This window comes from Dyella sp. SG609 (assembly GCF_012275375.1).
Classification (GTDB): Bacteria; Pseudomonadota; Gammaproteobacteria; order Xanthomonadales; family Rhodanobacteraceae; genus Dyella_D; species Dyella_D marensis.
This window is the reverse complement of sequence record NZ_JAAZQJ010000006.1, coordinates 164,175-187,332: the sequence shown is the minus strand read 5'-3', so window position 1 is coordinate 187,332 and position 23,158 is coordinate 164,175. Positions and strand designations below refer to the sequence as shown.

At 69.2% G+C, this 23,158-nt stretch carries 23 protein-coding genes; 7 read left to right on the top strand and 16 right to left on the bottom strand.

Annotated features, from left to right (window positions below):
- Window positions 1-57: 57 nt before the first annotated feature.
- The 9 genes from FHW85_RS13495 to prmB all read right to left on the bottom strand — a co-directional run bounded on the left by FHW85_RS13495 (window position 58) and on the right by prmB (window position 9,216).
- On the bottom strand, window positions 58-675 hold the full coding sequence (locus tag FHW85_RS13495; protein WP_168648568.1) for a phosphoribosylanthranilate isomerase: 618 nt from the start codon (window positions 673-675) through the stop codon (window positions 58-60).
- Window positions 672-1,439 (bottom strand): tRNA pseudouridine(38-40) synthase TruA, encoded by a 768-nt coding sequence (gene truA / locus FHW85_RS13490; RefSeq protein WP_168648567.1) that lies wholly within the window; start codon window positions 1,437-1,439, stop codon window positions 672-674. Before truA ends, FHW85_RS13495 begins: the two co-directional genes overlap by 4 nt.
- 117 nt (window positions 1,440-1,556) lie before the next feature.
- Entirely contained in the window at window positions 1,557-3,911 is a 2,355-nt protein-coding gene (locus FHW85_RS13485) for a FimV/HubP family polar landmark protein (protein WP_168648566.1), read from the bottom strand.
- A 183-nt stretch (window positions 3,912-4,094) separates the two neighbouring features.
- On the bottom strand, window positions 4,095-4,391 hold the full coding sequence (locus FHW85_RS13480) for a hypothetical protein (RefSeq protein ID WP_168648565.1): 297 nt from the start codon (window positions 4,389-4,391) through the stop codon (window positions 4,095-4,097).
- Window positions 4,391-5,419, bottom strand: coding sequence for an aspartate-semialdehyde dehydrogenase (locus FHW85_RS13475; RefSeq protein WP_167255788.1), 1,029 nt, complete (start codon window positions 5,417-5,419; stop codon window positions 4,391-4,393). The genes FHW85_RS13480 and FHW85_RS13475 overlap by 1 nt, the downstream gene beginning before the upstream one ends.
- 144 nt (window positions 5,420-5,563) lie before the next feature.
- The gene (locus FHW85_RS13470) at window positions 5,564-6,568 is read right to left on the bottom strand and encodes a D-glycerate dehydrogenase (RefSeq protein ID WP_168648564.1); all 1,005 of its coding nucleotides are present in this window, start codon (window positions 6,566-6,568) and stop codon (window positions 5,564-5,566) included.
- 46 nt (window positions 6,569-6,614) lie between these two features.
- The gene (gene aroC / locus FHW85_RS13465) at window positions 6,615-7,703 is read right to left on the bottom strand and encodes a chorismate synthase (RefSeq protein ID WP_168648563.1); all 1,089 of its coding nucleotides are present in this window, start codon (window positions 7,701-7,703) and stop codon (window positions 6,615-6,617) included.
- Window positions 7,704-7,734: 31 nt separating this feature from the next.
- Window positions 7,735-8,289, bottom strand: a complete 555-nt coding sequence (locus FHW85_RS13460) for a GNAT family N-acetyltransferase (protein WP_168648562.1) — start codon at window positions 8,287-8,289, stop codon at window positions 7,735-7,737.
- Between the two features lie 3 nt (window positions 8,290-8,292).
- Window positions 8,293-9,216 (bottom strand): 50S ribosomal protein L3 N(5)-glutamine methyltransferase, encoded by a 924-nt coding sequence (gene prmB, locus FHW85_RS13455; protein ID WP_167255796.1) that lies wholly within the window; start codon window positions 9,214-9,216, stop codon window positions 8,293-8,295.
- A 216-nt stretch (window positions 9,217-9,432) separates the two neighbouring features.
- Between prmB and asd the strand changes: the two genes are divergently transcribed.
- Window positions 9,433-10,275 carry an archaetidylserine decarboxylase gene (gene asd, locus FHW85_RS13450; protein WP_168648561.1) on the top strand — a complete coding sequence of 281 codons (843 nt, stop codon included), beginning with the start codon at window positions 9,433-9,435 and terminating at the stop codon, window positions 10,273-10,275.
- A gap of 137 nt (window positions 10,276-10,412) precedes the next feature.
- Entirely contained in the window at window positions 10,413-10,853 is a 441-nt protein-coding gene (locus FHW85_RS13445; RefSeq protein WP_167255800.1) for a hypothetical protein, read from the top strand.
- 111 nt (window positions 10,854-10,964) lie between these two features.
- Here the strand turns inward: FHW85_RS13445 and FHW85_RS13440 are convergent, their stop codons facing one another.
- A complete protein-coding gene (locus FHW85_RS13440) occupies window positions 10,965-12,464 on the bottom strand; it encodes a transglycosylase SLT domain-containing protein (protein ID WP_168648560.1) in 1,500 nt (499 codons plus the stop codon).
- Window positions 12,465-12,683: 219 nt separating this feature from the next.
- Here FHW85_RS13440 and FHW85_RS13435 point away from each other — a divergent pair, with 219 nt between their 5' ends.
- The 3 genes from FHW85_RS13435 to greB are packed head-to-tail and all read left to right on the top strand — an operon-like array spanning window position 12,684 to window position 15,947.
- Window positions 12,684-14,180, top strand: coding sequence for a helicase HerA-like domain-containing protein (locus tag FHW85_RS13435; protein ID WP_167255804.1), 1,497 nt, complete (start codon window positions 12,684-12,686; stop codon window positions 14,178-14,180).
- Window positions 14,181-14,190: 10 nt separating this feature from the next.
- Window positions 14,191-15,453 (top strand): hypothetical protein, encoded by a 1,263-nt coding sequence (locus tag FHW85_RS13430; protein WP_168648559.1) that lies wholly within the window; start codon window positions 14,191-14,193, stop codon window positions 15,451-15,453.
- Window positions 15,450-15,947 (top strand): transcription elongation factor GreB, encoded by a 498-nt coding sequence (gene greB / locus FHW85_RS13425; protein ID WP_167255808.1) that lies wholly within the window; start codon window positions 15,450-15,452, stop codon window positions 15,945-15,947. The genes FHW85_RS13430 and greB overlap by 4 nt, the downstream gene beginning before the upstream one ends.
- Before the next feature lie 199 nt (window positions 15,948-16,146).
- Here greB and FHW85_RS13420 read toward each other — a convergent pair whose 3' ends face one another.
- The 6 genes from FHW85_RS13420 to FHW85_RS13395 form a co-directional block, all read right to left on the bottom strand.
- The gene (locus FHW85_RS13420) at window positions 16,147-16,737 is read right to left on the bottom strand and encodes a hypothetical protein (protein ID WP_168648558.1); all 591 of its coding nucleotides are present in this window, start codon (window positions 16,735-16,737) and stop codon (window positions 16,147-16,149) included.
- A gap of 115 nt (window positions 16,738-16,852) precedes the next feature.
- Window positions 16,853-17,872, bottom strand: coding sequence for a phosphate/phosphite/phosphonate ABC transporter substrate-binding protein (gene phnD, locus FHW85_RS13415; protein WP_168648557.1), 1,020 nt, complete (start codon window positions 17,870-17,872; stop codon window positions 16,853-16,855).
- A gap of 73 nt (window positions 17,873-17,945) precedes the next feature.
- The gene (locus FHW85_RS13410; RefSeq protein ID WP_168648556.1) at window positions 17,946-18,770 is read right to left on the bottom strand and encodes a DUF3025 domain-containing protein; all 825 of its coding nucleotides are present in this window, start codon (window positions 18,768-18,770) and stop codon (window positions 17,946-17,948) included.
- 6 nt (window positions 18,771-18,776) lie between these two features.
- Complete coding sequence (gene rimO, locus FHW85_RS13405; protein ID WP_168648555.1) at window positions 18,777-20,111, bottom strand: 30S ribosomal protein S12 methylthiotransferase RimO; 1,335 nt, start codon at window positions 20,109-20,111, stop codon at window positions 18,777-18,779.
- Window positions 20,112-20,194: 83 nt separating this feature from the next.
- Window positions 20,195-21,181, bottom strand: a complete 987-nt coding sequence (locus FHW85_RS13400; protein WP_168648554.1) for a phytanoyl-CoA dioxygenase family protein — start codon at window positions 21,179-21,181, stop codon at window positions 20,195-20,197.
- 46 nt (window positions 21,182-21,227) lie between these two features.
- The gene (locus FHW85_RS13395; RefSeq protein ID WP_168648553.1) at window positions 21,228-21,869 is read right to left on the bottom strand and encodes a DUF6348 family protein; all 642 of its coding nucleotides are present in this window, start codon (window positions 21,867-21,869) and stop codon (window positions 21,228-21,230) included.
- 97 nt (window positions 21,870-21,966) lie between these two features.
- Between FHW85_RS13395 and FHW85_RS13390 the strand changes: the two genes are divergently transcribed.
- Both FHW85_RS13390 and FHW85_RS13385 read left to right on the top strand, forming a co-directional pair.
- On the top strand, window positions 21,967-22,635 hold the full coding sequence (locus tag FHW85_RS13390; protein ID WP_167255823.1) for a dienelactone hydrolase family protein: 669 nt from the start codon (window positions 21,967-21,969) through the stop codon (window positions 22,633-22,635).
- A complete protein-coding gene (locus FHW85_RS13385) occupies window positions 22,632-23,042 on the top strand; it encodes an HIT family protein (RefSeq protein ID WP_168648552.1) in 411 nt (136 codons plus the stop codon). The genes FHW85_RS13390 and FHW85_RS13385 overlap by 4 nt, the downstream gene beginning before the upstream one ends.
- Window positions 23,043-23,158 lie beyond the last annotated feature (116 nt).

Genomic DNA, 23,158 nt, shown 5'->3' with positions numbered 1-23,158 from the left:
GGCGTTCACCGAACGCTACCGTTACTGGATTCCGGCCTGCGCCGGAATGACGAGCTTTTAGCCGGCCTGGCGCACTGCCTCGATGAAGGCGTACATCTTCGCTGCATCCTTGATGCCGGGCGCGGACTCGATCCCGCTCGACACATCCACCGCCCACGGCTGCGCCACGCGAACGGCGTGCGCGACATTCTCGGCGGTCAATCCGCCAGCAAGGATCAGCGGCTGATCGAGATCGGTCGGCATCAACGACCAGTCGAAGGCCTTGCCGCCGCCGCCCGCTTCGCCCAGCCCATGCCCATCCAGCAACAACCCCGCCGCGCCGGGATACTCGCGCAGCCGCGGCAAAGCCGCGGCACCCTCGCCCATCGCGATGGCCTTCAGATAACGATGGCCGAACTGCGCGCACCAGTCGTCGCTTTCATCGCCATGGAACTGCAGCAGATCGGGCTGCACCTCGCGCAGCACTTCGCGCACATGGGCGGCGTCATCATCCATGAACAGCGCGACGGTGCTGACGAACGGCGGCAGCGCGGCGCAGATGTCCCTGGCGCGCGCGATATCCACCCGGCGCTTGCTGCGCGCGGTGAAGATCACCCCGATCGCATCGGCGCCGTATTGCGCGGCCAGCCGCGCATCTTCCACGCGCGTCATGCCGCAGCACTTGATGCGGGTCATTGGCTCACCTCCGGCGGCAGGCCCCAGTGCGCTTCGTAGCGAGGCCCGAGGAAGGTCAGGCCTGAGGACGGCGCGGTCGGCCCGGCCACTTCGCGATTGCGCCCGGCCAGCAGTTCGCCGACCCAGGCCGCCGGCTGCTCGCCGCGCCCCACCGGCAGCAGCGAGCCGACGATATTGCGCACCATGTGATGCAGGAACGCGTTCGCTTCGATCTCCACCAGCACCTGTTCCTGCTCGCGCCGCACGCTCACCGCCAGCACTTCGCGCCGCGCATGCGCCGCTTGGCAGGACACCGCGCGGAAGGCGGTGAAATCGTGCTCGCCGATCAGCGCCTGCGCCGCCTCGTGCATGCGCGCGGCATCCAGCGGCTGGCGCTCCCAGGTCACGTAGCGCCCATCCAGCGCCGCGCGCACGGGGCGGTTGAGGATGCGGTAGCGATAGCGGCGGCTGCGTGCGGAGAAGCGCGCATGGAAATCTTCCGGCACCGTTTGCGCCCACAGCACCGCCACGCTGCGCGGCAGGTTGGCGCAGGCGCCGAGCACCCAGCCGCGCGGATCGCGCTGCACCTCGGTGTCGAAGTGCACCACCTGGCAGCGGCCGTGCACGCCGGCGTCGGTGCGGCCGGCGCAGGTCACCTCGACCGGATGCGCGGCCACGAACGACAGGGCTTTCTCCAGCGCGCCCTGCACGGTGGCCCCGTGGGTCAGCCGCTGCCAGCCGAGAAAGTCGGTGCCGTCGTATTCGATGCCCAGGGCGATGCGCATGTGGAGCCAGGCGAAGCTGCAAGGCCGACGAGGTTAGCATCCCGCGCCTGTGGCAAGCCCCAAAAACATCGGGCCGGCATATAGCCGGCCCGATAAGAAAACACCTGCAGCGAGAACTCAGCGGATGCCGTCGAGCAGCTTCTGCGCCACGTCCTTCTGCATCTGGGTGCCTTCGTGCAGCACTTCTTCCAGCATGGCGCGCGCGCCGTCCGGGTCGCCCATGTCGAGGTAGGCGCGGGCCAGGTCCAGCTTGGTGTCGACCGGGTCGTCGTTGAAGCCGCCTTCGTGCGCATCGCCGGCGTGGGCGAAATCGTCTTCCACCGGGCTGTGCGCCGGCGCGGCCGGAATCTCGTCTTCCAGGTCGGCGAACTGCCAGGTGGACACCGGCTCGCGTTCCGGCGCGGCGACCGGCTCCGGCTCGGCGGCTACCGGCGCGGCGTTGGCCAGCGGGCGCGGGGTCAGGTCGAAGTCGAAGTGGTACTCGCTGACCTTGGGGTTCTTCGGGGGCAGCGGAGCGGCCGGGATCGGCGGGATGTCATCGTGCTGGGTCTCGGCGTAGCGGTCCAGGTCGAACTGGTGCAGCGCCTCGTGCTCGTCCTCGTTCTGCGGCGGCAGCGGCGGCGGGTTGCCGCCCGAGAACAGCGGATGGCCGGGGACCAGGTCCTCGCCCATCGACACCACGTCCAGCCATTCCGGCTGGTCGGGGCTGGAGATGTGCGCGTGCATCGCTTCGGCGGCGGCTTCGAAGTGCTCCACGTCGCGGCGGCTGTAGTACAGGCTGACCAGTTCCAGGTGCAGGCCGACGTCGTCCGGATGCTCGGCGAGCTGGTCGAGCAGTTCGTCCTGGTCCGGATCGGAGCCGCCGATGGTCGGTTCGGCGCCGAAGCGGTCGGCCAGCGACGAAGCGGAGCGCGGCGCCGGAGCATCGCCCGACTTCTTGCGGCGGCCCAGCAGCGCGCCCAGGAGCAGCAGCACCACGGCGCCGGCGCCGGTGGCGAGCGCCCAGGTCTGCATGTACCAGGGCTCTTCCTCGGCCGGCGCGGGCGGCGCCACCGGGGCGGGCTTCGGCGCCGGCTTGTTCTCCGGCTTGGCCGGCGTGCTGGCCACCGGGGCGGTGGCGGCGGCGCTGCCGGTGGAAGCCGGGGCGGAGCTGGTGCCGGCCGGGGTCACGGCCAGCGTGTCGGCGGGCTTGGGTGCGCTGGCGGCGGGCGCGGACTTGGGCGCCTCGGCGGCGGGCTTGGGCGCTTCGGCGACGGCGGGCTTCGCTTCGGCCGGCTTGGCCTCGGCGGCGGCCGCCGGCGCGCCCTTGCGGGCTTCGGCCAGCTTGCGCTGCAGGTCGGCGATCTCGTTGTCCTTCAGCGCCAGCAGCTTGGTGTTCTTCTGGTTGATGTCTTCCAGGTCTTTCAGGCGCGACTTCAGCTCGTTGCCCTGCTGTTCCAGGGTGGCCAGCGCCTCCTTGCTGCGCAGCAGGTCTTCGCGCAGGCCGGCCGCGGCCTTGGCGTCCTTGCCGTCGCCCTTGGCGCTGCCGCCGGCGGCGCCCTGCGCGCCGTCCTTCGCGGGCACCAGGGAGAGACGGTCGGACGGTTCGCCCTTGCCGGCGGTCGGCGCGGTGGAAGCGGCCGGGCGCGTGCCGGCATCGGCCACGCTGGTGGCGGTGCGCGCGGCGCCCGAGCTCCAGTCGCCGTTCTGGCGGCGCACTTCGGCGGCGGCCGCGGCCACCGCCATGGCCTGCGCGTCCTGCGCGGAAGGCACGCGCAGCACGGCGCCGGTCTTCAGCGCATTGATGTTGTCGCGGTAGAACGCATCCGGGTTGGCCTGCTTGAGGGCCAGCAGCATCTGGTTGATGTCCACGCCCTGCGGCGCGGTGTCCTTGGCGATGGACGACAGCGTCTGGCCGCGCTCGACCGGACCGTATTCGCCGTTCTTCAGCGCCGGCGCGGCGGCCGGCGCCGGCTTGGCGGGCGCGGGCTTGGCGGCAGCCTGCTGCTCGTCGGCGGCGGGTGCCGGCGCGGCATGGCGCGCGGGCTTGCTGGAGGACGAAGCGACGGCGGGCGCGCGGGTGGCGGGCGCGGCGCCGGGGCTGCTCGGCGGGTCGAGCAGGATGGCGAATTCGCGCACGCTCTTGCCGGTGGCGCTGCTCACTTCGACCAGCAGGTCGAGGTAGGGATCGTTCACCGGCGCGGCGCTGGTGATGCGGATCACCTTGCGGCCGTTGCCGCCGTCGATCACCGCGAACTGCAGCGGGATGTTCGGCGCGCCGCTGATGCCGGCCTTGGCGAATTCGTCGCCGGAGGCGAGCTTGGCGGACAGGTTCTGCAGCTCGGAAGGATGTTCCGGGTTCAGCGGAATCTCGGCCAGCAAGGGCTGGCCCAAGGCCGACTTGACCTGGATCTGGCCCAGTTCGAGCGCGGCGGCCTGGGTGCTGCCTAAGGCCAGCGCCAGCAGCACCGACAGTCTCAACGAACGATTCATCGCGTGTTCCCCCGAACTGCCCCGTGACGTTTCTTATATAAGGATCGCCGCACTTGGGCGGCGATTCCGTCGACAAGACGACACTTTAAGTTAGAAAAAGGCCCACAAACAATAGTTGCGGCCGATATTTACAACGCATTGCTGCGAGAGGTTCTCGCAGCGGTCCCGCTTATTGGGTCTTGCTCAATGGCCCGGGCCGGGAGCGGCCTTGGTGCTTTTCAGTGCTTCCAGCTGCTGGCGCAGCTCCGCGATGGCGCGGTCCTGCTGCTCCATCCTGCGGTCGGCCTGCTCGCTCTGGGCCTCCTGCGAGGCGACGTCGTGCTGCAGGCGCTGCACTTCGGCGTTCTTGCTGGCGACGCGGTGCTCGGCCTCGGCCTTCGGTGCGGGAGCGGGGGCCGCGGTCCCCGCCTGCTGACCGGCCCAGGCCGGCATCGCCAGGCATGCGGCGCAGAGCGCCAGGCTGGTCAGGCGGGTTTGCATCAGAGATGTTCCTCGATCAGCAGTTCGGCGATCTGCACCGCGTTCAGCGCCGCGCCCTTGCGGATGTTGTCCGAGACGATCCACAGGTCCAGGCCGCGCTCGTGAGAAATATCTTCGCGGATACGGCCGACGAAGACCGGATCCTTGCCCGCGACGTCGCCCACCGGGGTGGGATAGCCGCCGGCCTTGCGCTCGTCCTGCACCACCACGCCCTCGGCTTTTTCCAGCAGCGCGCGGGCCTGTTCGGCGGTGATCTTGTCGCGGGTCTCGATGTGCACGGCCTCGGAATGCCCGTAGAACACCGGCACGCGCACCGCGGTGGGATTCACCTGGATGGTGTCGTCTTCCAGGATCTTGCGGGTCTCCCAGACCATTTTCATTTCTTCCTTGGTGTAGCCGTTGGCCTGGAAGTCGTCGATGTGCGGGATCACGTTGAAGGCGATCTGCTTGGGAAACTTCGACTTTTCCACGTCCTGGAAATTGAGCAGCGCCGCGGTCTGCCGGCCCAGTTCCTCCATGCCCGAGCGGCCCGCGCCGGACACCGACTGGTAGGTGGCCACGTTGATGCGGGTGATGCCGGCCTGGCGGTGGATCGGCGCCAGCGCCACCAGCATGCCCATGGTCGAGCAGTTCGGATTGGCGATGATGCCGCGCTTGGTGTACTGCGCGATGGCGTGCGGATTCACTTCGCTCACCACCAGCGGGATGTCGTCCTGGTAGCGGAACTCCGAGGTGTTGTCGATCACCACCGCTCCGGCCGCCGCCGCGCGGGGCGCGTGCTCGCGGCTGACCGAACCGCCGGCGGAGAAGAAGGCGATGTCCACGCCGGCGAAGTCGTAGTCCGCAAGATTGCGCACGGTGACCGATTTGCCGGCGAAGTCCACTTTGCCGCCCGCCGAACGCTCGCTGGCCAGCGGGACCAGCTCGCCGACCGGGAATTTGCGCTCCGCCAGGATAGCCAGCAGGGCTTCGCCCACGGCGCCCGTCGCGCCGACCATCGCCACCTTGTAGCTGCTCTTCTTGCTCATGTTCCAGGTTTCAGTAGAGGGACTCGGAGATCCGTCCGAACGGGGCCGACATCCGCATCAACGGAAATCTAGCCGGGGTTGAGGGCAAAACAATACGCGATCTGCCTGGGCGTGAATGGCATCACGCTTTGAAACAGCCGCTTTTTAGGACCAACGTTTCATCACTTCAGGATTGAGCGGCGCCGGCGGACGTCCGGCGCGCGGTCCGTGGCCCAGCGCGGCCAGCACATTATCGGCGGCCAGGGCGGCCATGGCGCGGCGCGTATCCGCGCTGGCGCTGGCGATATGCGGGCTGAGCAGGACATTCTCGAGACGCAGCAGGTCCGCATGCAGCGCCGGCTCGCCCTCGAACACGTCCAGCCCCGCGGCCGCCAGCCGCCCCTCGCGCAGCGCGGCGGCCAGCGCCGCGTCGTCCACGATGCCGCCGCGGGCCACGTTCACCAGCACCGCGGTGGGTTTCATCAGCGCGAGTTCCGCCGCGCCGACGGCGTGGTGGCTTTCGCGCGAATACGGCAGCACCAGGATCAGGTGATCGGCGCGGCGCAGCAGTTCGGCCTTGTCGACCGGGCTGGCGCGGCATTCGCGCTCCACCGGCTCGGGCAGGCGCGAGCGGTTGTGATAGAGCACATGCATGTCGAAGCCGGCCGCGCGGCGCGCGATGGCCTGGCCGATGCGGCCCATGCCCAGGATGCCCAGCGTCTTGCCGTGCACGTCGACGCCCAGCCAGTCGTCGAAGCGCATGCCGCCCTGCCACTGCCCCGCGCGCAGCCAGCGTTCGGCGGCGCCGACGCGACGCGCGGCGCCCAGCATCAGCGCCCAGGCGTAGTCGGCCACGGTCTCGTTGAGCACGTCGGGGGTGTTGCAGGCGAGGATGCCGGCGCGGGTCAGCGCCGGCACGTCGAGGTTGTTGTAGCCCACCGCCAGATTGGCGATCACGCGCAGGCGCTGGTTGCCTTCCACCACCGCCGCGCCCACCGGGTCGGCCAGGCCGATGATGGCCCCATCGACGCCGGACAGGTGCTCGCGCAGCGCTTCCGGCGCATGCCGGCGCTCGATCGCCTCGGCCTGCACGTCGACGTATTCGGACAGCCGCGCCAGCACTTCCGGAAACAAGGGGCGCGACACCCACACTTTCTGTCTTGCGCTCATGTACTCACATCAGTCTTGCCGCGCCGGCGGTGCACGCAAAGCGCGCTCACGCCAGGCGCGGACTCACCTCGCCCACGTCGCCGCACTGGGCGCGATGGCGCAAGGCGTGGTCCATCAGCACCAGGGCCATCATGGCCTCGGCGATCGGCGTGGCGCGGATGCCCACGCAGGGATCGTGGCGGCCCTTGGTGACCACCTCGACCGGTTCGCCGGCCAGGTTCACGCTGTGGCCGGGAATCAGAATGCTCGACGTCGGTTTCAGCGCGATCGAAGCGGTCACCGCCTGCCCCGTGCTGATGCCGCCGAGGATGCCGCCGGCATGGTTCGAGGCGAAACCGGCGGGGCTCATTTCGTCGCGATGCTCGCTGCCGCGCTGGGCCACCGCGGCGAAGCCGTCGCCGATCTCCACGCCCTTCACCGCATTGATCGACATCATGGCGGCGGCGAGGTCGCCGTCGAGCTTGCCGTAGATCGGCTCGCCCCAGCCCGGCGGCACGCCCTCGGCCACCACGTTGACGCGCGCGCCGACGGAGTCGCCGGACTTGCGCAGCGCGTCCATGGTCTTCTCAAGTTCGGGCACCTGCGCCGCGTGCGGCCAGAAGAACGGGTTCTGCTCCACCGCGTCCCAGTCGAAACCCTGCGGCGCGATGCCGCCCAGCTGCGCGAGATAGCCGCGCACGCGCACGCCGTAGCGCTCGGCCAGCCATTTCTTGGCGATCACCGCGGCGGCCACGCGCATGGTGGTCTCGCGCGCCGAAGAGCGCCCGCCGCCGCGCGGATCGCGGATGCCGTACTTCTGCCAGTAGCTGTAGTCGGCGTGGCCGGGGCGGAAGGTGCTGACGATGTCGCCGTAGTCCTTGCTGCGCTGGTCGGTATTGCGGATCAGCAGCGCGATCGGCGTGCCGGTGGTGCGGCCTTCGTAGACGCCGGAGAGGATCTCCACCTCGTCCGCTTCGCGCCGCTGCGAGGTGTGGCGGCTCTTGCCGGTAGCGCGGCGGTCGAGGTCGGCGCGGAATTCGCTCTCTTCGATCGGCAGCCCCGGCGGGCAGCCGTCGATCACGCAGCCGATGGCCGGGCCATGGCTCTCGCCGAACGTGGTGACGGTGAAGATCTTGCCGAAGGAATTGCTGGACACGGGGCTTTTCCTGGGGGCTAACCGGCCAAGCTTAGCGTGTACGGGCCGCCGGGTCTGCGCCGGTGCGCCATTCGCGCGCCAGCAGGGCGAACACCAGGTCGTCCGCCCACTCGCCGCGCAGCCAGTAGCTTTCGCGGAAATGCGCTTCCTGGCGCATGCCCAGCGAGCACAGCAGCGCCACGCTGGCGGTGTTGCGCGGATCGACCGAAGCGGTGGCGCGGTTGGCGCCGCGGGCGAAGGCCCAGTCCAGCGCGGCGCGCAGCGCTTCGGCGGCATAGCCCCTGCCCTGATGGGGCGGTGCGATGGTGATGCCGAGTTCCACGCCGCCTTTCTCATCTGCGGCCAGGCCCAGGCCGAGGTCGCCGATCAGCTCGCCGCTGTCGCGCAGGCGGATGGCGCGCTGCCACCAGTGACCCGGCGCGGGTTCGGCGGCCAACGCCTCGATCCATTCCGCCGCCTCATCCAGCGAGGCGGGCTGCCAGCCCTGGTAGCGCGCCACCTCGGGATCGCCGCGATAGGCATACAGCGCCGCGGCGTCGCCAGAGGCCAAGGCATCCAGGCGCAGGCGCGGCGTCAGCAGGTCCACGGCTCAGCCGTGGCGGGCGCGCGCCGCGGCGCGGATGGCGTCGGCGTGCTCGACCAGGTCGCGGCGCTCCAGCGCGAACACGCCCATGGCGCCGACCTTGAACTCGATCCACACGAACGGGACTTCCGGCAGCAGCTCCACCAGCGCGTGCTCGCTCTCGCCCACTTCGACGATCAGCAGGCCGTCCTCGCTCAGGTATCCGGCCGCTTCGTCCAGCATGCGCAGGCACAGGTCCAGGCCGTCTTCGCCGGAGGTCAGGCCGAGCTTGGGCTCGTGGCTGTACTCGCCCGGCAGCGCGGCGTATTCGGCTTCGGTGACATAGGGCGGGTTGGACACGATCAGGTCGTAGACGCGGCCCTTCACGCCGTTGAACAGGTCGGACTTCACCGCCTCGACGCGCCCTTCCACGTGCTGGAACACGATGTTCTCGCGCGCCAGCGACAGCGCGTCGTCGCTGACGTCGACGATGTCGACCCGCCAGTCCGGGTTGTACTCGGCCATGGCGATGCCGATGCAGCCGGAGCCGGTGCACAGGTCGAGCGCGCGCTCGACGTGGCGGTGCTCCAGCCACGGCTGGAAGCCGGATTCGATCAGCTCGGCGATCGGCGAGCGCGGCACCAGGGCGCGGCGGTCGCTCTTGAACTTCAGCCCCGCGAACCAGGTTTCGCCGACCAGGTAGGCCACCGGCAGGCGCTCGTTGATGCGGCGCTCGATCAGCGCCAGCACGCGCTCGCGCTCTTCGCCGGTGAGCTTGCCGGCGCCGTAGGCCGGCGGGATGTCCGGCGGCAGGTGCAGGCTGGCCAGCACCAGGTGGGTGGCCTCGTCGATCGGGTTGTCGTGGCTGTGGCCGAAAGTCAGCCCGGCGGCCGAGAAGCGGCTGGCGCCGTAGCGGATGAAATCGATGATGGAGGCGAGTTCGGCGGTCACGGCGGCCAGGGTCTGCGGCTGGAGGATCGCGAAGTATAGCGGGCCGGGGAACGGGGAACGGGGAACGGGGAACGGGGAACGGGGAACGGGGAACGGGGAACGGGGAACGGGGAACGGGGAACGGGGAACGGCAAGAGCGTCGCAGCCACGGCGTTCATGTCAACCCACCTGTTCCCCATTCCCTGTTCCCCGTTCCCTACCCGATATACTGGCCGGATGACTTTCAAAGTGCTCCTGCAATACCTCCTGCCCCATCGCGCGCTGTCGCGGGTGGTCTATTGGGCCACGCGCTGGACCTTCGTGCCGTGGAAGAACTTCCTGATCGGGCAGATCGTGCGCCGCTATCAGGTGGACATGGCCCAGGCCGCCCAGCCCGATCCGTTCGCCTACCAGCACTTCAATGCCTTCTTCACCCGCAAGCTGCGGCCGGACGCGCGCCGCGCCGACGCCGACCCGCAGGCCCTGCTGAGCCCCGCCGACGGGCGCATCAGCCAGTCCGGCCGCATCGTGGACGGGCGCATCTTCCAGGCCAAGGGCCAGGAATACACCGCCGCCGAACTGCTGGGCGACGAGGCCGCCGCCGCGCCGTACCGCAACGGCCGCTTCGCCACCATCTATCTGTCGCCGCGCGACTACCACCGCGTGCACATGCCGCTGGCCGGCACGCTGAAGGAAACCGTGCACGTGCCGGGGCGCATCTTCAGCGTGGCGCCGTTCGCGGTGGAGGCGATCCCGCGCCTGTTCGCGCGCAACGAGCGCCTGGTCTGCCACTTCGAGAGCGAGCGCGGCCCGTTCGTCGCCGTGATGGTGGGAGCGATCCTGGTGTCGTCCGTGGCCACCGTGTGGGACGGCTTGGTGATTCCGCCGTACGCGCCGGCGATCCGCCGCAAGTCCTTCGCCGGGCAGAACATTTCGCTGGAGCGCTTCGCCGAGATGGCGCGCTTCAACATGGGTTCGACGGTGATCCTGCTGCTGCCCGACGGCATGGCGGAATTCGACCAGCTGCAGCCGCAGCAAGTGGTGCAAGTGGGCCAGCGTCTCGGTCGCTGTACGAACTGACGCACAGATCCGAGTGACGCTTTTCGTCGTTTTGTGACTTTTTTGGCGCAAGGCGAAGCGAGGCGTCGCTATCCTCACCCGTATTCGCCGCAGCGCGCAGCCGCGCTGCATCCCGAATCCGCGACCGGAGGAACCGCATGCGCATCGTCAGCCAGATCATCGCCCTGAGCCGCAGCCGGCAGCTGGGTCGTCAGTTCCGCGAGATCGAGCGCATCGTCGACAGCCTGCCACGCCGCACGCGCGTCCAGCTCGGCACGCTGACTCTCCGCGAGATCGGCCAGGCCTCGCGCAGCGAGTTCCCGCATCTCTATGGCACCTCGCCGGAACAGCGCTATCTGCCCTGGGGCGAGGGCACCGATGTCGGCTATGCGCGCGCGCGGTCGGACAATGCCGAAGTCGCCATCCGCGGTGTGGCGCTGTGGCTGGCGGTGGCCTACCACGAGACCAAGGACTCCCCGCACCTCAAGCTGCAGCTGCAGCACCGCCATCTGCTGAAGGTGCTGCATGGCTTGAAGGAAGCCCACCGCAACGGCACCGAGGCGGCGCCGACCCGCGGCAACAGCCTCGCCGCGGCGTAAGCAACGCTTGCGTAGGTTGGGGTGAGCCGCAGGCGAACCCCAACATCGAGCGCCACGCATCGTTGGGGTTCGCCTGCGGCTCACCCCAACCTACGTCCCATTACGTCCGGCTCAGCGGCACGCGGGCAGTTTGAGCGTCTGCCCCGGCTTGATGTGCTGCTGCCTGATGCCGTTGAGCTGGGCCACTTCCTGCACGTCCGAGCAGCCGAGCTTGCGCACGATGCCGGCCAGGGTGTCGCCGCGCTTCACCGTATAGCTGCGCGACTTCGACGGCGCGGAACGCGAAGGCGTCGGATCCGGCGTCGAGGCCACCACCGGCACCACCGCGGTATGCAGGTCGTTGGCCAGGATCGGCCAGGGGCCATCGGCGCAGCGCGCCGCATAGGACGGCTCGATCAGCTTCGGCACCACCAGCTTGGTGCCCTGCGGCAGCGCCGCCTGCGGATCGACGCGCGGATTGAGATTGCGCAAGGTGCGGAACCAGCCGCTCTCCATGCTGCCGGCCGAACCCAGGCACACCGTGAGCTCGCTCAGCGAGGCCGGCCGCTTCAGCACCACGCTGCCCGGCACGCCGTCCACCTTGGGGAAGCGCAGGTTGTAGCTGTCCGGATGCAGGAACAGCCACGCCGCCGCCAGCACCGCCGGCACGTAGTCGCGAGTCTCCTGCGACAGCTGGTTGTAGATGCGCGGGTCGTAGAAGCTCACCGAAGTGTCGTCGCCGACCAGGCGGCGCATGCGGCCCTCGCCGCCGTTGTAGGCGGCCAGCGTCACTTCCAGGTTGTTGTTGAAGATGCCGAGCTGCTCGTCCAGGTATTCGGCGTTGGCGCGCGCGGCCAGCGCCGGATCGAAGCGCTCGTCGAAGCCGCCGTCGCTGCTGAGGCCGAAGCGCAGGCCGGTGGCGTACATGAACTGCAGCGGGCCCGCCGCGCCGGAGCGCGACACCGCATGCACCTTGCCGCCGGACTCCTTGGCCATGATGCCGAACAGCACCGCCTCAGGCAGGTCGCGGCTCTGGTAGGCCGGCCACATCTGGTAGCGCATGTACTGATAGTTGACGTAGGCGTCCATCAGGTTGGAGCGCCACTGGGTCAGCCACATCTCCAGCGCCGCCTTCACCGGGCCGTTCATGGCGATCAGCTCCGACAGCTTCTGGCCGTGCAGCAGGGTCACGCTGCGCTGCGCCTGCGGCAGGCTGGCGGCGCCGGTCTTGCCGGTGCCGGCGCTGCCCTCGGGCGTCTGCTCGCCGCTGACTTCCACATCGTCGCCGAGCGAGAAGCTGCCGTCCTTCAGGCGCAGCAGGCGGTCGTACACGGCGAAGAAGCGCTGCGGATCGCAGCCGGGGCTGCTGCCGCACTGCGCCGAAGCGCGCTTGAGCTGCTCCAGCGAGGTGGACAGCGTCTGCTGCGAAGCCTGCGCGTCGCCGGCGCGCGCCTGCTGCAGCGCCGTGTCGTAGCCCTTGCTGGCCTGGTCCAGCTGCGCGTACAGCGCGTTCACCTGGGCCGAGGGTGCCGCCGCCTTGGTGCCGCCGCCGCTCGCGCAGGCGCTCAGCGCGGCCAGCGCCGCGAACAGGGGAAGCAGGCGCAGGGAGCGCGCGGAAGCGGTTGACGGCATGGGGAAAGTCGCGTGTCGAAAGCGACGACAATAGCTTGAGAGCGGGGAACGGGGAACAGGGAGCGGGGAACATGCGGGTCGATATGAAGGATGGGGATGGGGCTGCGACGCTCCTGCCGTTCCCCGTTCCCCGTTCCCCGTTCCCCGTCCCCCGTCCCCCGTTCCCCGTTCCCCGTTCCCTGCTCCTACAATCGCCGCGCCCCTACCGGACGGACCCTCATGACTGACATCCTCATCGGCCGCAACGACAGCGCCACCGTCAACCTCGACCCGCATTACGGCAACCGGCACGGCATGATCGCCGGCGCCACCGGCACCGGCAAATCGGTCTCGCTGATGGTGCTGGCCGAAGGCTTCTCGCGCCTGGGCGTGCCCTGCTTCCTGGCCGATGCCAAGGGCGACCTCGCGGGCCTGGCGATGGCCGCCGGCGAGCCGGGCGACAAGCTCAAAGCGCGCCTGGCCAAGCTCGACCTGAAGGACTGGAAGCCGCAGGCCAATCCGGTGATCTTCTGGGACATCTACGGCAAGCTCGGCCACCCCGTGCGCGCCACCATCAGCGAGATGGGCCCCACCCTGCTCGGCCGCATCCTGGAATTGAACGACACCCAGGAAGGCGTGCTCGAAGTCGTTTTCAAAGTGGCCGACGACAACGGCTGGCTGCTGCTGGACCTGGCCGACCTGCGCGCCCTGCTCGGCTTCGCCGCCGAACACGCCAAGGACATCTCCACCCAGTACGGCCTGATCAGCACGCAGAGCATCGCCGCGATCCAGCGCGCGGTGCTGAAGCTGGAACAGGACGGCGCCGACCAGTTCTTCGGCGAGCCGGCGCTGGAGCTGGCCGACCTGATGCGCCAGGACATGAGCGGCCGCGGCGTGATCAACGTGCTGGCGGCCGACCAGTTGATCCTCAAACCCCGCCTGTATTCCACCTTCCTGCTGTGGCTGCTGTCGGAGCTGTTCGAGCAGCTGCCGGAAGTGGGCGACCTGGAGCAGCCGAAGATGGTGTTCTTCTTCGACGAGGCGCACCTGCTGTTCGACGACGCCCCGGCCGCGCTGCTGCAGCGCGTGGAACAGGTGGTGCGGCTGATCCGCTCCAAGGGCGTGGGCGTGTATTTCTGCTCGCAGAATCCGGACGACGTGCCCGGCAATATCCTCGGCCAGCTCGGCAACCGCGTGCAGCACGCGCTGCGCGCGTTCACGCCGCGCGACCAGAAAGCGGTGAAGGCCGCGGCCGAAACCTTCGCGCCGAATCCGAAGCTCGACGTCACCGACGCCATCACCAAGCTCGCCGTCGGCGAGGCCCTGGCCTCCACTCTGCGCGATGGCGGCGTGCCCTCGCCGGTGGAACAGGTGCTGGTGGCCTCGCCCACCGCGCGCATCGGCGCGATCACCGAGGCCGAGCGCGCCACGGTGCGCCAGCGTTCGCCGGTGGGCGCCAAGTACGACACCGCGGTGAACCGCGAATCGGCGGCCGAGATGCTGGCGGCGCGCGCGGGCGAGAAAGTCGCTTCCGCCACCCCGGCCGGCAAGGGCGCGCCCGCCGCGGCCGAAGGCCCCGGCTGGGGCGACGCCGTGCGCGACGTGCTGCTGGGCAACGGCCGCCGCCAGGGCGTGATCGAGGCGATGGCCAAGTCGGCCACGCGCAGCATCGGCTCGCGCCTGGGCACGCAGATCGTGCGCGGCGTGCTGGGCAGCATCTTCGGCGGCAAGCGCTGAGCGCGGCACCATGCCGAAGATCCCCACGGTCGCCGCCGACAAACCCTTTGCCGAACGCCTGCCCGCGGCGTTCGCCTATCCCTTGCGCGGTGCCGCGCTGGCCAGTTGCGCGGCGATGGCGCTGGCGCACCTCGTCGTCGGTCTGCTGCCGGCGCTGCTCGGCGGCATCTGCACCCTGGCGATATGGGCGGCCACATGGCGCTACGCCGCGGACTGCATGCTGCACACCGCCAACGGTTTCGCCGACCCACCGGACGTCAGCCTGGGCGGCAATGAATCCTCCGGCTGGGCGCTGACTGCGATCCACCTGTTCCTGGCCGCGCTGTGCATACTCGCGGCGGTGTTCTTTCCGCGTGCGCTGTGGCCGATCCTGCTGGTATCGGTGCTGATTCTGCCGGCGATCGACATGACGCTGGCATTCGAGGGCAACCTCGCCGACGCGCTCAATCCGCTGCAGATGCTGCGCGTGATCGGCGGCTTCGGCCTGGCCTACCTGATTCCCGTGACGATCAACCTTATCGTGGCGGGGCTGATCGTGCTGGCCGGAGCGGCCACCGGTGTGCTGCCGCGGCTGGTCGCGCAGCCGCTGTATGCGTTCGCCTACACCTATCTGATCGTGCTCGGCTTCCATCTGATGGGCGCGATGATCCACGAGCGCCACGAGCAGTTCGGCATGGCGCCCGAGGCCGAGCGCCTGGTCGCCGCGAGCGGCCAGGACGAGGACAGCCGCCTGCTCGCCGCCGTGCAGCAGCGCGCCGCGGAACAGCCGCGCGCCGCCATCGACATGCTGGTGGGCCGCCTGCAGGACCGCAGCGCGCCGGCCTCGCTGCACCTGGCCTATCGCCAGCTGCTGCGCCAGGAAGGCCTGCGCGAGGCCTTGCTGGTGCACGGGCAGATCTGGACCGCCGCCCTGCTCGCCAACAACGAAGGCAAGCGCGCGCTGGGCCTGGTGCAGGAATGCATGGAGATCGATCCGGCCTTCCTGCCGGACGACCCGGCCACCGCCGGCCCACTGGCCGAACTGGCCGCGCGCATGGGCATGAGCCGGCTCGCGGTGAAGCTGTGCAAAGGCTATCTTTCCAAGTGGCCGCGCACGCCCGAAGCGCCGCGCATCGGCCTGCTCGCCGCGCAGCAGCTCGGCCTGCGGCTGGACCAGCCCGCCGAAGCGCTGGTGCTGCTGCGCAAGCTCGCCGCCGCATTTCCGGACCACCCGGTGCACGCGGAACTGATCGCCCTGGAACGACAACTGCTGGATACCCCTCAAGCCCGATGAGCCGCTGGCGCCCACCTTCCCCCTCCTCGACCGCGATCATCACCCGCGAAGGCTTCGAGAAGCTCAAAGCCGAACTGGACCACCTCTGGCACACGCTGCGGCCGGAAGTGGTGAAGGCGCTCGCGGCCGCCGCGGCCGAAGGCGACCGTTCGGAGAATGCCGAATACACCTATCGCAAGAAGCAGCTCGGCGAGATCGATCGCCGCGTGCGTTACCTGAGCAAGCGGATTCCCGCGCTGAAAGTGGCGGAAGGCGCACCGGCGGATCGCGCCGTGGTGTTCTTCGGCGCACGCATCGAGCTGGAGAACGTGGACAGCGGGGAGACGGTGATCTATCGCATCGTCGGCCCCGACGAGACCGACGCGAAAGCCGGCTGGATCAGCATCGATTCGCCGATGGCGCGGGCCGCGCTGAAGAAGCGCGTGGACGACGAATTCGACGCGGAGCTGCCGGGCGGGCGTACGCGGTTTGCGATCGTGTCGGTGGGGTACTGATACGCCCTACCGAGCCGGCGCGACATACATCGAAGCCGTCATCCCGGCGCAGGCCGGGATCCAGTAACGACACCGCTCGGTCGTCGGCACAACGCTGAAAGCAGCTGTTTGACGTAGCGACCACGACCCAACGTGGTCGCCACTGGATCCCGGCCTGCGCCGGGATGACGATCAAAAGCGAAACGCCGCGCTTCCGCGGTTACTTCGCCCCTTCGCTCATCTGCGCCGCAATCTGCTGCTGGTGCGACTCGAAGAACGCCACGTTGGCCGGATTCACCTTCGACTGGTCGATGGTCTTGGCCAGGTTGGGATCGCTGCGCGCCTGCACCGCCAGCGCCGCGTTCATCAGCGCGAGATTGGCAAGCAGGAATTCCTTGGGCGTGAAGCCGTGCTTCTGCACCAGCGGCGCGAGCTTGCTGTCGCCGCCGACCGCGTAATTGGCCAGATCGTCCAGGTTGCGCACCTTGGCGGGATCCGGCGCCGGCTGCGGGCGGATGTCCTGCGCACGCGCTTCCTTGGTTACCGCCATCAGGCGGCCGAGCACGTCTTCGTTGAGCGTGTAATTCCTGATCGCCAGCTGGTCGGCGGCGGGCAGTTCGGGACCGCTCGCGTTCGCCGGTGACTGGCCGGACTGGCGCTGCGGCGCCGCCTGCGGCTGCGGTGCGGCTTGCGGGCGGGGGCTGGCCTGCGCCGCGGCCGACAGCGGCGACAGCGCGGCGGCGCCCATCATCGAGAGCGCGAACAGCCAGCGCATGGAGGCGCCGCGGCGGCGGGCGTGGTGCTGAGTCATGCGAGATCTCCTGGTGGCATGAACGCCTCACCCTACGGATAAAGGATGAACCTCACCTGCCCAGGCGGGCTGAGCAAGATTGAATTTCCGACGCCGGGAAAGGGGTTCCCGGCTCTCAATGCGCCTGCAATTGCTGCAGCACCTGCTTGTGATCCGCCTCGATCTGCCGCAGCCGCGCATCGCGCGCCGCGTCGCTGACCCAGCGCCCGTGCTGGGCCTGCTGCCGCTGCAAGGTGTATTCCATGTCCGAGAACGGACGCAGCACCAGGCTGTTGGCGGGTACGAAACCGGCGAGATCGGGAATGCGTGCCAGGTTGTCGCGCTCGCGCTCGCCCGCCGTGCCGCCGCCCTTGCCGTAGCCCAGCATGAAATCGGTCAGCTGCTTGCGCAGCTTCGGCTCCATGCCGGCACGCACCACCAGCACGCCGGAGGGAATCAGGCTGGAGCGCCAGATCACCTTCAGCTGCGCGGCCTGGTCGGGGAAATTGCGGCGGAACAGGTCCAGGTCCGGATTGTTGCCGCTGCACACGTCTACTTCGCCGTTGACCACGGCCAGCGCATTGTTCTGGTGGTTGCCCACGCGCACGCGGGCGAAGAAGGTGTCGGAGTTGAGTCCGCGCGGCGCGAACACTTCGGCTTCCGGCGCGACATAGCCGGTCACCGACAAGGGCTCGCCGCGCGCATAGCGCCAGCGGCCGGGATGCGCCAGCAGGCCGCTCAGGTCGTGGATGGGGCCGTCCGCGCGCACCACCAGCAAGGCCACGTTGCCCTTGGCGCCGTCGCTGCGCTCGAACTGCGCGAACACGCTCATCTGCTGGCGCAGCACCGCTTCGATGGCCAGCCGGCCGGACAGGAAGGCGATATCCACGCGTTGCTCGCCGATCGCGCCGGAAAGACCGGCATAGCTGCTCACCGAAACGGTGGTGATCGGATGGCCCAGCCGCTTTTCCAGGTCGGCCAGCAGCGGACGCCACTGCTCGCGCGATTCCGCCGCGCTGCCGATCGGCAGGATGCCGAAGCGGATCGGCTCCGCCGGCACGGCTTCGGCCGCCGCCGCGGCGAGCGGCAGCCAGCAAACCAGTCCGAGCAGCCAGGATCCGATCCAGCGCCAACGCCCCGACGTTCCGGCTGTCATAAGAACCGCCCCCGATTTGCCCCCGGCGTTTATATAGCCGCGAAACCCATGCGCCGGCAATTGCCGCGACAGTTCATGACGGCGGCGAGGCGGCGGCCGGCACCGGCGGCGGATAGCGCCGCCCATGGCGCAGGGGCTGGTAGCACGCGGCGCCGCGGTGAAAAGCCTCGCTGCCGTTGTGCGCATGCCAGCCGGGAATGCCGGACAGCGGCAGCGGGCGCAGTTCGAGCGGATCGCGCAGCAGCGTGCCGTCCGCGATGCCGGCGGCGCAGCGCTGCGCCAGCGCGGCCTCGCCCCGGTCGCCGCAGGCGAACGCCAGGGCCTTGCCCACCAGCAGCTTGCCGTCCGTCAGCGCGTGCTCCAGCAGCGCATGGCCGAACACCTCGGCATGGATCGAACCGTCCAGCCAGGCCTCGCGGCGGCGCCAGAACAGGCCGTGCCAGTCGTGCGCGTCCCACAGCGCCAGCAGCGAAGGATCGCGCACGGCCACCAGCACGCCGGCTTCGTCGAAATGAGTGAGCGCGTATTGCGGCCGCGAGCGCGTGCGCGGCCCCATCTGCGCGATCCCGGCCACCTGCTGCGCATTCAGCGCGCGCTTGATCCCCGGATAGCGCAGCCAGGCCAGCGCATTGAACAGGTCGTGCCAGTTGGCGGCGCGCGTGGCGATGGCGCCCTGCGTGTGGATGCGCTGCTCGTAGTGCAGGCCGTCGTCCAGCACGGCGCGCGTCTGCGCCACGAAGCGCTCGCGCTGCTGCGGCGGCAGCAGCGCATCGAGCCGGGCGACGTCGGGCCAGTCAGGCCCGCACAGCAGGTCGGCGTACTCGCGCCAGGCCGCCAGCGGCGGCCGCTGGAACACGGCCGGATCGACCGAGCCGCGCGCGGGCGCCACGTAGCGCATGGGGAATCAGCCGGCGAGGCGCGCGTGCAGGTCGTGCTCGTCGGCGGCTTCGACCACCACGTCGACGAACTGGCCCGGCTTCAGCGGCTGGCCGGGTTTGGCCGGGTCGAGCGCGATGCGCACCAGGCCGTCGATCTCCGGCGCGTCGGCGGCGGAACGCGCGACCGCGCCGTGCGCGTCGGCTTCGTCCACCAGCACCCGGATGGTGCGGCCGATCTTGCGCTGCAGCTTGGCCGCCGAGATTTCCGCCTGCACCGCCATGAACTGCTCCAGGCGGTCTTCCTTCAATTCCTCGGACACCGCGCCCGGCAGCTCGTTGGCCTTGGCGCCGTCCACCGGCGAATAGGCGAAGGCGCCGACGCGGTCCAGTTCCGCCTCGCGCAGGAAATCCAGCAGCTCTTCGAATTCGGCGTCCGTCTCGCCGGGGAAGCCGACGATAAACGTGCTGCGGATGGTCAGGTCCGGCACCGCCTTGCGCCAGTTGCGCACGCGCTCCAGCGTCTTGTCGATGTTGCCCGGGCGCTTCATCAGCTTGAGGATGCGCGGGCTGGCGTGCTGGAACGGGATGTCCAGGTACGGCAGCAGCTTGCCGTCCGCCATCAGCTGCATCACTTCGTCCACGTGCGGATACGGGTAGACGTAGTGCAGGCGCGTCCACACGCCCAGCTCCGACAGGCCTTCGCACAGCTCGGTCATGCGCGTGCGCCAGCTCCTGTCGCGCCACTGGCGCTCGGCGTACTTCAGGTCCACGCCGTAGGCGCTGGTGTCCTGCGAGATCACCAGCAGTTCCTTCACGCCGCCCTTCACCAGGCGCTCGGCTTCGAGCAGCACTTCGTCGACCGGACGCGAGACCAGGTCGCCGCGCATCGAGGGGATGATGCAGAAGCTGCAGCGGTGGTTGCAGCCTTCCGAGATCTTCAGGTACGCGTAGTGCTTCGGCGTGAGCTTGATACCAGTGTCCGGAATGATATCCAGCAGCGGGTTGCGCTTCGGCGGCAAGGTCGCATGCACCGCGTTCATCACGCTGGCGTAGTCCTGCGGGCCGGTGATCGCCAGCACGTCCGGATAGGCCTCGCGGATCAGCTCCGAGCGCTTGCCCAGGCAGCCGGTGACGATGACCTTGCCGTTCTCGTGCAGCGCCTCGCCGATCGCATCCAGCGACTCCTGCACCGCCGCGTCGATAAAGCCGCAGGTGTTGACCACCACCGCATCGGCCGCGCCGTAGCTGGGCACGATCTCGTAGCCTTCGACCTTGAGCTGGGTAAGGATGCGCTCGGAATCGACCAGGGCCTTGGGGCAGCCGAGGCTGACGAAACCGATCTTCTGGGTGGCCTGGGACATGACCTGGGGACCGTCAAGAGGTTGGCAAACCGGGAATTATAGCCGAACCCGCCTGCCCCGTCCGGACCGGCTCCCCACCGCGCTCAGGACTTCCATTCCTCGGTATAGGCATAGCGCGTGGGCCGCAGCGACATGTACTGCACCACGCGCGGGCGCCGCGCCCGGTTCGGGCTGCTGCCGTGCGGCAGCAGGTGGTGCCAGATCACCATGTCGCCGCGGTGGGCGGCGATCGGCTGCATGGCCAGGGTGCGGCGCGCATGGTCGTTCGGATTCACGCCGGCCGGAACGGTCTTCAGCCACTGCTTCAGCTCGCGATGGAAGCCCGGCACGCAGCTGAAGGCGCCCTGGTCGGGCGCCACGTCGGCGAGATAGAGGATGCCCTGCAGCTCCAGATGGTGCGGTTCGGCCAGCGTGGAATCCCAGTGCAGATGCGGGCCGGGAAACATCCATTCGGGGCGCTCGGGCGGATTGAAGCCGACCTGGTCGACGGTGACCCACAGGTCCTCGCGGCCCCACAGCTGCGCATGCGCCTTGTGGATGCGCGGCGAGCGGCGGTTCGCCACCACCGCCGGATGGTGCAGCAGCGGCACCCAGATCGAGTGGCCGAGCGACGGGCGGTACCAGGACTCGGGATCGTCGCGGTCCATGCCGAGAAAATCGTAGATGGCCGCTTCGGTGGTCCGCGCCGCTTCCGGCGCAATGGCGTTGCGCAGGATGACGTAGCCGTGCTCGTCCCAATGCGCGAGGTCGTCGGCGCTCAAGCCTTCGACGTGGTCGAGAGCGCCGACTTCCGCGCCGACCGCCTCGCCCGCCAGCGCGCGCCGCAGGCGATCGACCGCCGCTTCGTCCAGCTCGCCGCCATGGCGCTCGCCGATCCACGCTTCGAACTGCGCGAAGCTCGGCTTGTGCTGATGCAGGTAACGCAGGGTTTCCAGCACGTTGAGGCGCAGGCCGGCGAGCAGGGTTTTCACGACGTCCTGCGGCAGCGGCGCCACCGAACCCGGCGCGCACTGGCAAGCCCAGTACGTGTGCAACTGCTCGATACCCAGGCCTGCCGCCGTTTCGATCATCGTGCCCCCCGACACTTCACAGATGTTTCCGCTGCGCCGCGGCGCTTCAATAATCGCGAATATCCAGCGTGATGAAGCAGCGCGCGCTGTAGCCCGGCCCGCCCGACGGCCAGGCCAGCTGGGCCAGCAGGCGGTCGCCGCCCGGCCAGGGCTGGTTGTCCAGCAGTGCTTCGGCCAGCACCGCGCCATCGTCGGCGCGGCGATAGAACAGGCGGATCCAGTGCAGCTCACCGCTCAGCGATTCGTTGCGCAGCGCCTCCTGCAAACCCTGCAGCAAGCCATCCGGAGCCGCCACGTCGTCGCGGCTCATCGCCAGCGGGCCGACGAAGATGTCCCAGCTGCGCAGGCCCAGTTCCCAGTTCTGCAGTTGAAGGCGCCGGTCGTCGGTGACGTACCAGCACGAGGCCAGCAGGACGTACAAGGCATTGCGCTCGAACGCCTTCAGCGCATCGCGCATGCCCGCGTCGCCGCGGCCCTGGCCGGCGAAGCTTTCCTCGATATGGCGCTCTTCGCTGATCACCACGTCGACGTCGAGCCGGCCCGGCGCGTCGCCCGCGCCTTCGTGCCAGGTGGCGCGGATGGCCGGGAAATCGCCGTCGGTGACCAGCCATTCCTCGTCCGGTTCGAGTTCCACCTCGTGGCGCTCGAACAGGCGCAGCAGGTCGGTTTGCACGGATTGGCCGTTCATCGAAACATCCTTGGAAATAAGCCGCGATAGCCTCTCATAAATGCAGGGCCGCTCCCATCCGCCTAAACTTGCCGCTTTGCGGCAGCGAGAAAGCGTCATGGGCCAGAACATCAACCTTCCCACCTCCGGCACCCAGTGCATCGGCGCCTATCTGGCCAAGCCCGAAGGCAAGCCCAAGGGCGGCATCGTGGTGATCCAGGAAATCTTCGGCGTCAACGCGCATATCCGCAGCGTCGCCGACCGCCTCGCCGCGGCGGGCTACGTTGCCGTGGCGCCGCATTTCTTCGATTACCTGGAGAGCGGCGTGGAGATGGACTACAACGCCGACACCATGGCGCGCGGCAAGGCGCTGGTGAACGAGCTGGGCATGGATCGCGCCGTCGAGGCCGTGGGCAGCGCGGCCGCATCGATCGCCTCCGCCGGCAACATCGGCACCGTGGGCTTCTGCTGGGGCGGCACGGTGGCGCTGCTGGCGGCGATCCGGCTGGGACTGCCCTCGGTGAGCTACTACGGTGCGCGCAACCTGCCCTATCTCGACCAGCCGCCGCAGGCGCCGGTGATGTTCCACTTCGGCGAACTCGACAGGAGCATCCCGCCGGAGATGGTGGCCAGGCACCGCGAGAAACTGCCGCAGATGGAGATCTACACCTACCCGGCCGACCACGCCTTCAACCGCGATATCGGCGCGCAATACCACGAGCCCAGCGCGACGCTGGCCTGGGACCGCAGCATGGGTTTCTTCGCGCGCGAACTGGCCGGCGCATGAGCGGGCACTTCGCGCTGGACGGCCGTCTCGCCGCCGACACCCGCCACGTCGCCAGCCTGCCGCTGTGCGAGCTGCTGCTGATGAACGATGCACGCTTCGCCTGGCTGGTGCTGGTGCCGCGCAAGGCCGGCATGGTGGAGATCGCGGACCTCACGGACGCCGAGCAGCGCACGCTGTGGAGCGAAGTGAATCAGGCGGCGGCCGCGCTGCGCGCTTGCGCGCCTTGCGACAAGCTCAACCTGGGTGCGCTGGGCAATATCGTGCGGCAGCTGCACGTGCACGTGGTGGCGCGGCGCGAAGGCGACGCGGCCTGGCCGGGGCCGGTGTGGGGCAGCGGTGCGGCGCAGGCGTATGCGCCGGAGGCGCTGGCCCAGCTCATCGCCAACCTGCGAAACGCACTGGCGTAGGTTGGGGTGAGCCGCAGGCGAACCCCAACGTTCGGGCGTGATCTCGTTGGGGTTCGCCTGTGGCTCACCCCAACCTGCGCCAGCGGAAAATAAAAAAGCCCGCGATCGCTCGCGGG

What these genes read in the sequence shown, in the direction of transcription:
- FHW85_RS13480 (WP_168648565.1), bottom strand. Translation starts at nt 4,391, where the DNA reads ATGCAAACCCGCCTGACCAGCCTGGCGCTCTGCGCCGCATGCCTGGCG.
- FHW85_RS13470 (WP_168648564.1), bottom strand. Translation starts at nt 6,568, where the DNA reads ATGAGCGCAAGACAGAAAGTGTGGGTGTCGCGCCCCTTGTTTCCGGAA.
- greB (WP_167255808.1), top strand. Translation starts at nt 15,450, where the DNA reads ATGAGCCGCTGGCGCCCACCTTCCCCCTCCTCGACCGCGATCATCACC.
- FHW85_RS13395 (WP_168648553.1), bottom strand. Translation starts at nt 21,869, where the DNA reads ATGAACGGCCAATCCGTGCAAACCGACCTGCTGCGCCTGTTCGAGCGC.
- FHW85_RS13420 (WP_168648558.1), bottom strand. Translation starts at nt 16,737, where the DNA reads ATGACTCAGCACCACGCCCGCCGCCGCGGCGCCTCCATGCGCTGGCTG.
- FHW85_RS13435 (WP_167255804.1), top strand. Translation starts at nt 12,684, where the DNA reads ATGACTGACATCCTCATCGGCCGCAACGACAGCGCCACCGTCAACCTC.
- FHW85_RS13485 (WP_168648566.1), bottom strand. Translation starts at nt 3,911, where the DNA reads ATGAATCGTTCGTTGAGACTGTCGGTGCTGCTGGCGCTGGCCTTAGGC.
- phnD (WP_168648557.1), bottom strand. Translation starts at nt 17,872, where the DNA reads ATGACAGCCGGAACGTCGGGGCGTTGGCGCTGGATCGGATCCTGGCTG.
- FHW85_RS13430 (WP_168648559.1), top strand. Translation starts at nt 14,191, where the DNA reads ATGCCGAAGATCCCCACGGTCGCCGCCGACAAACCCTTTGCCGAACGC.
- FHW85_RS13400 (WP_168648554.1), bottom strand. Translation starts at nt 21,181, where the DNA reads ATGATCGAAACGGCGGCAGGCCTGGGTATCGAGCAGTTGCACACGTAC.
- FHW85_RS13385 (WP_168648552.1), top strand. Translation starts at nt 22,632, where the DNA reads ATGAGCGGGCACTTCGCGCTGGACGGCCGTCTCGCCGCCGACACCCGC.
- FHW85_RS13445 (WP_167255800.1), top strand. Translation starts at nt 10,413, where the DNA reads ATGCGCATCGTCAGCCAGATCATCGCCCTGAGCCGCAGCCGGCAGCTG.
- asd (WP_168648561.1), top strand. Translation starts at nt 9,433, where the DNA reads ATGACTTTCAAAGTGCTCCTGCAATACCTCCTGCCCCATCGCGCGCTG.
- FHW85_RS13475 (WP_167255788.1), bottom strand. Translation starts at nt 5,419, where the DNA reads ATGAGCAAGAAGAGCAGCTACAAGGTGGCGATGGTCGGCGCGACGGGC.
- truA (WP_168648567.1), bottom strand. Translation starts at nt 1,439, where the DNA reads ATGCGCATCGCCCTGGGCATCGAATACGACGGCACCGACTTTCTCGGC.
- rimO (WP_168648555.1), bottom strand. Translation starts at nt 20,111, where the DNA reads ATGTCCCAGGCCACCCAGAAGATCGGTTTCGTCAGCCTCGGCTGCCCC.
- FHW85_RS13495 (WP_168648568.1), bottom strand. Translation starts at nt 675, where the DNA reads ATGACCCGCATCAAGTGCTGCGGCATGACGCGCGTGGAAGATGCGCGG.
- FHW85_RS13440 (WP_168648560.1), bottom strand. Translation starts at nt 12,464, where the DNA reads ATGCCGTCAACCGCTTCCGCGCGCTCCCTGCGCCTGCTTCCCCTGTTC.
- FHW85_RS13390 (WP_167255823.1), top strand. Translation starts at nt 21,967, where the DNA reads ATGGGCCAGAACATCAACCTTCCCACCTCCGGCACCCAGTGCATCGGC.
- FHW85_RS13410 (WP_168648556.1), bottom strand. Translation starts at nt 18,770, where the DNA reads ATGCGCTACGTGGCGCCCGCGCGCGGCTCGGTCGATCCGGCCGTGTTC.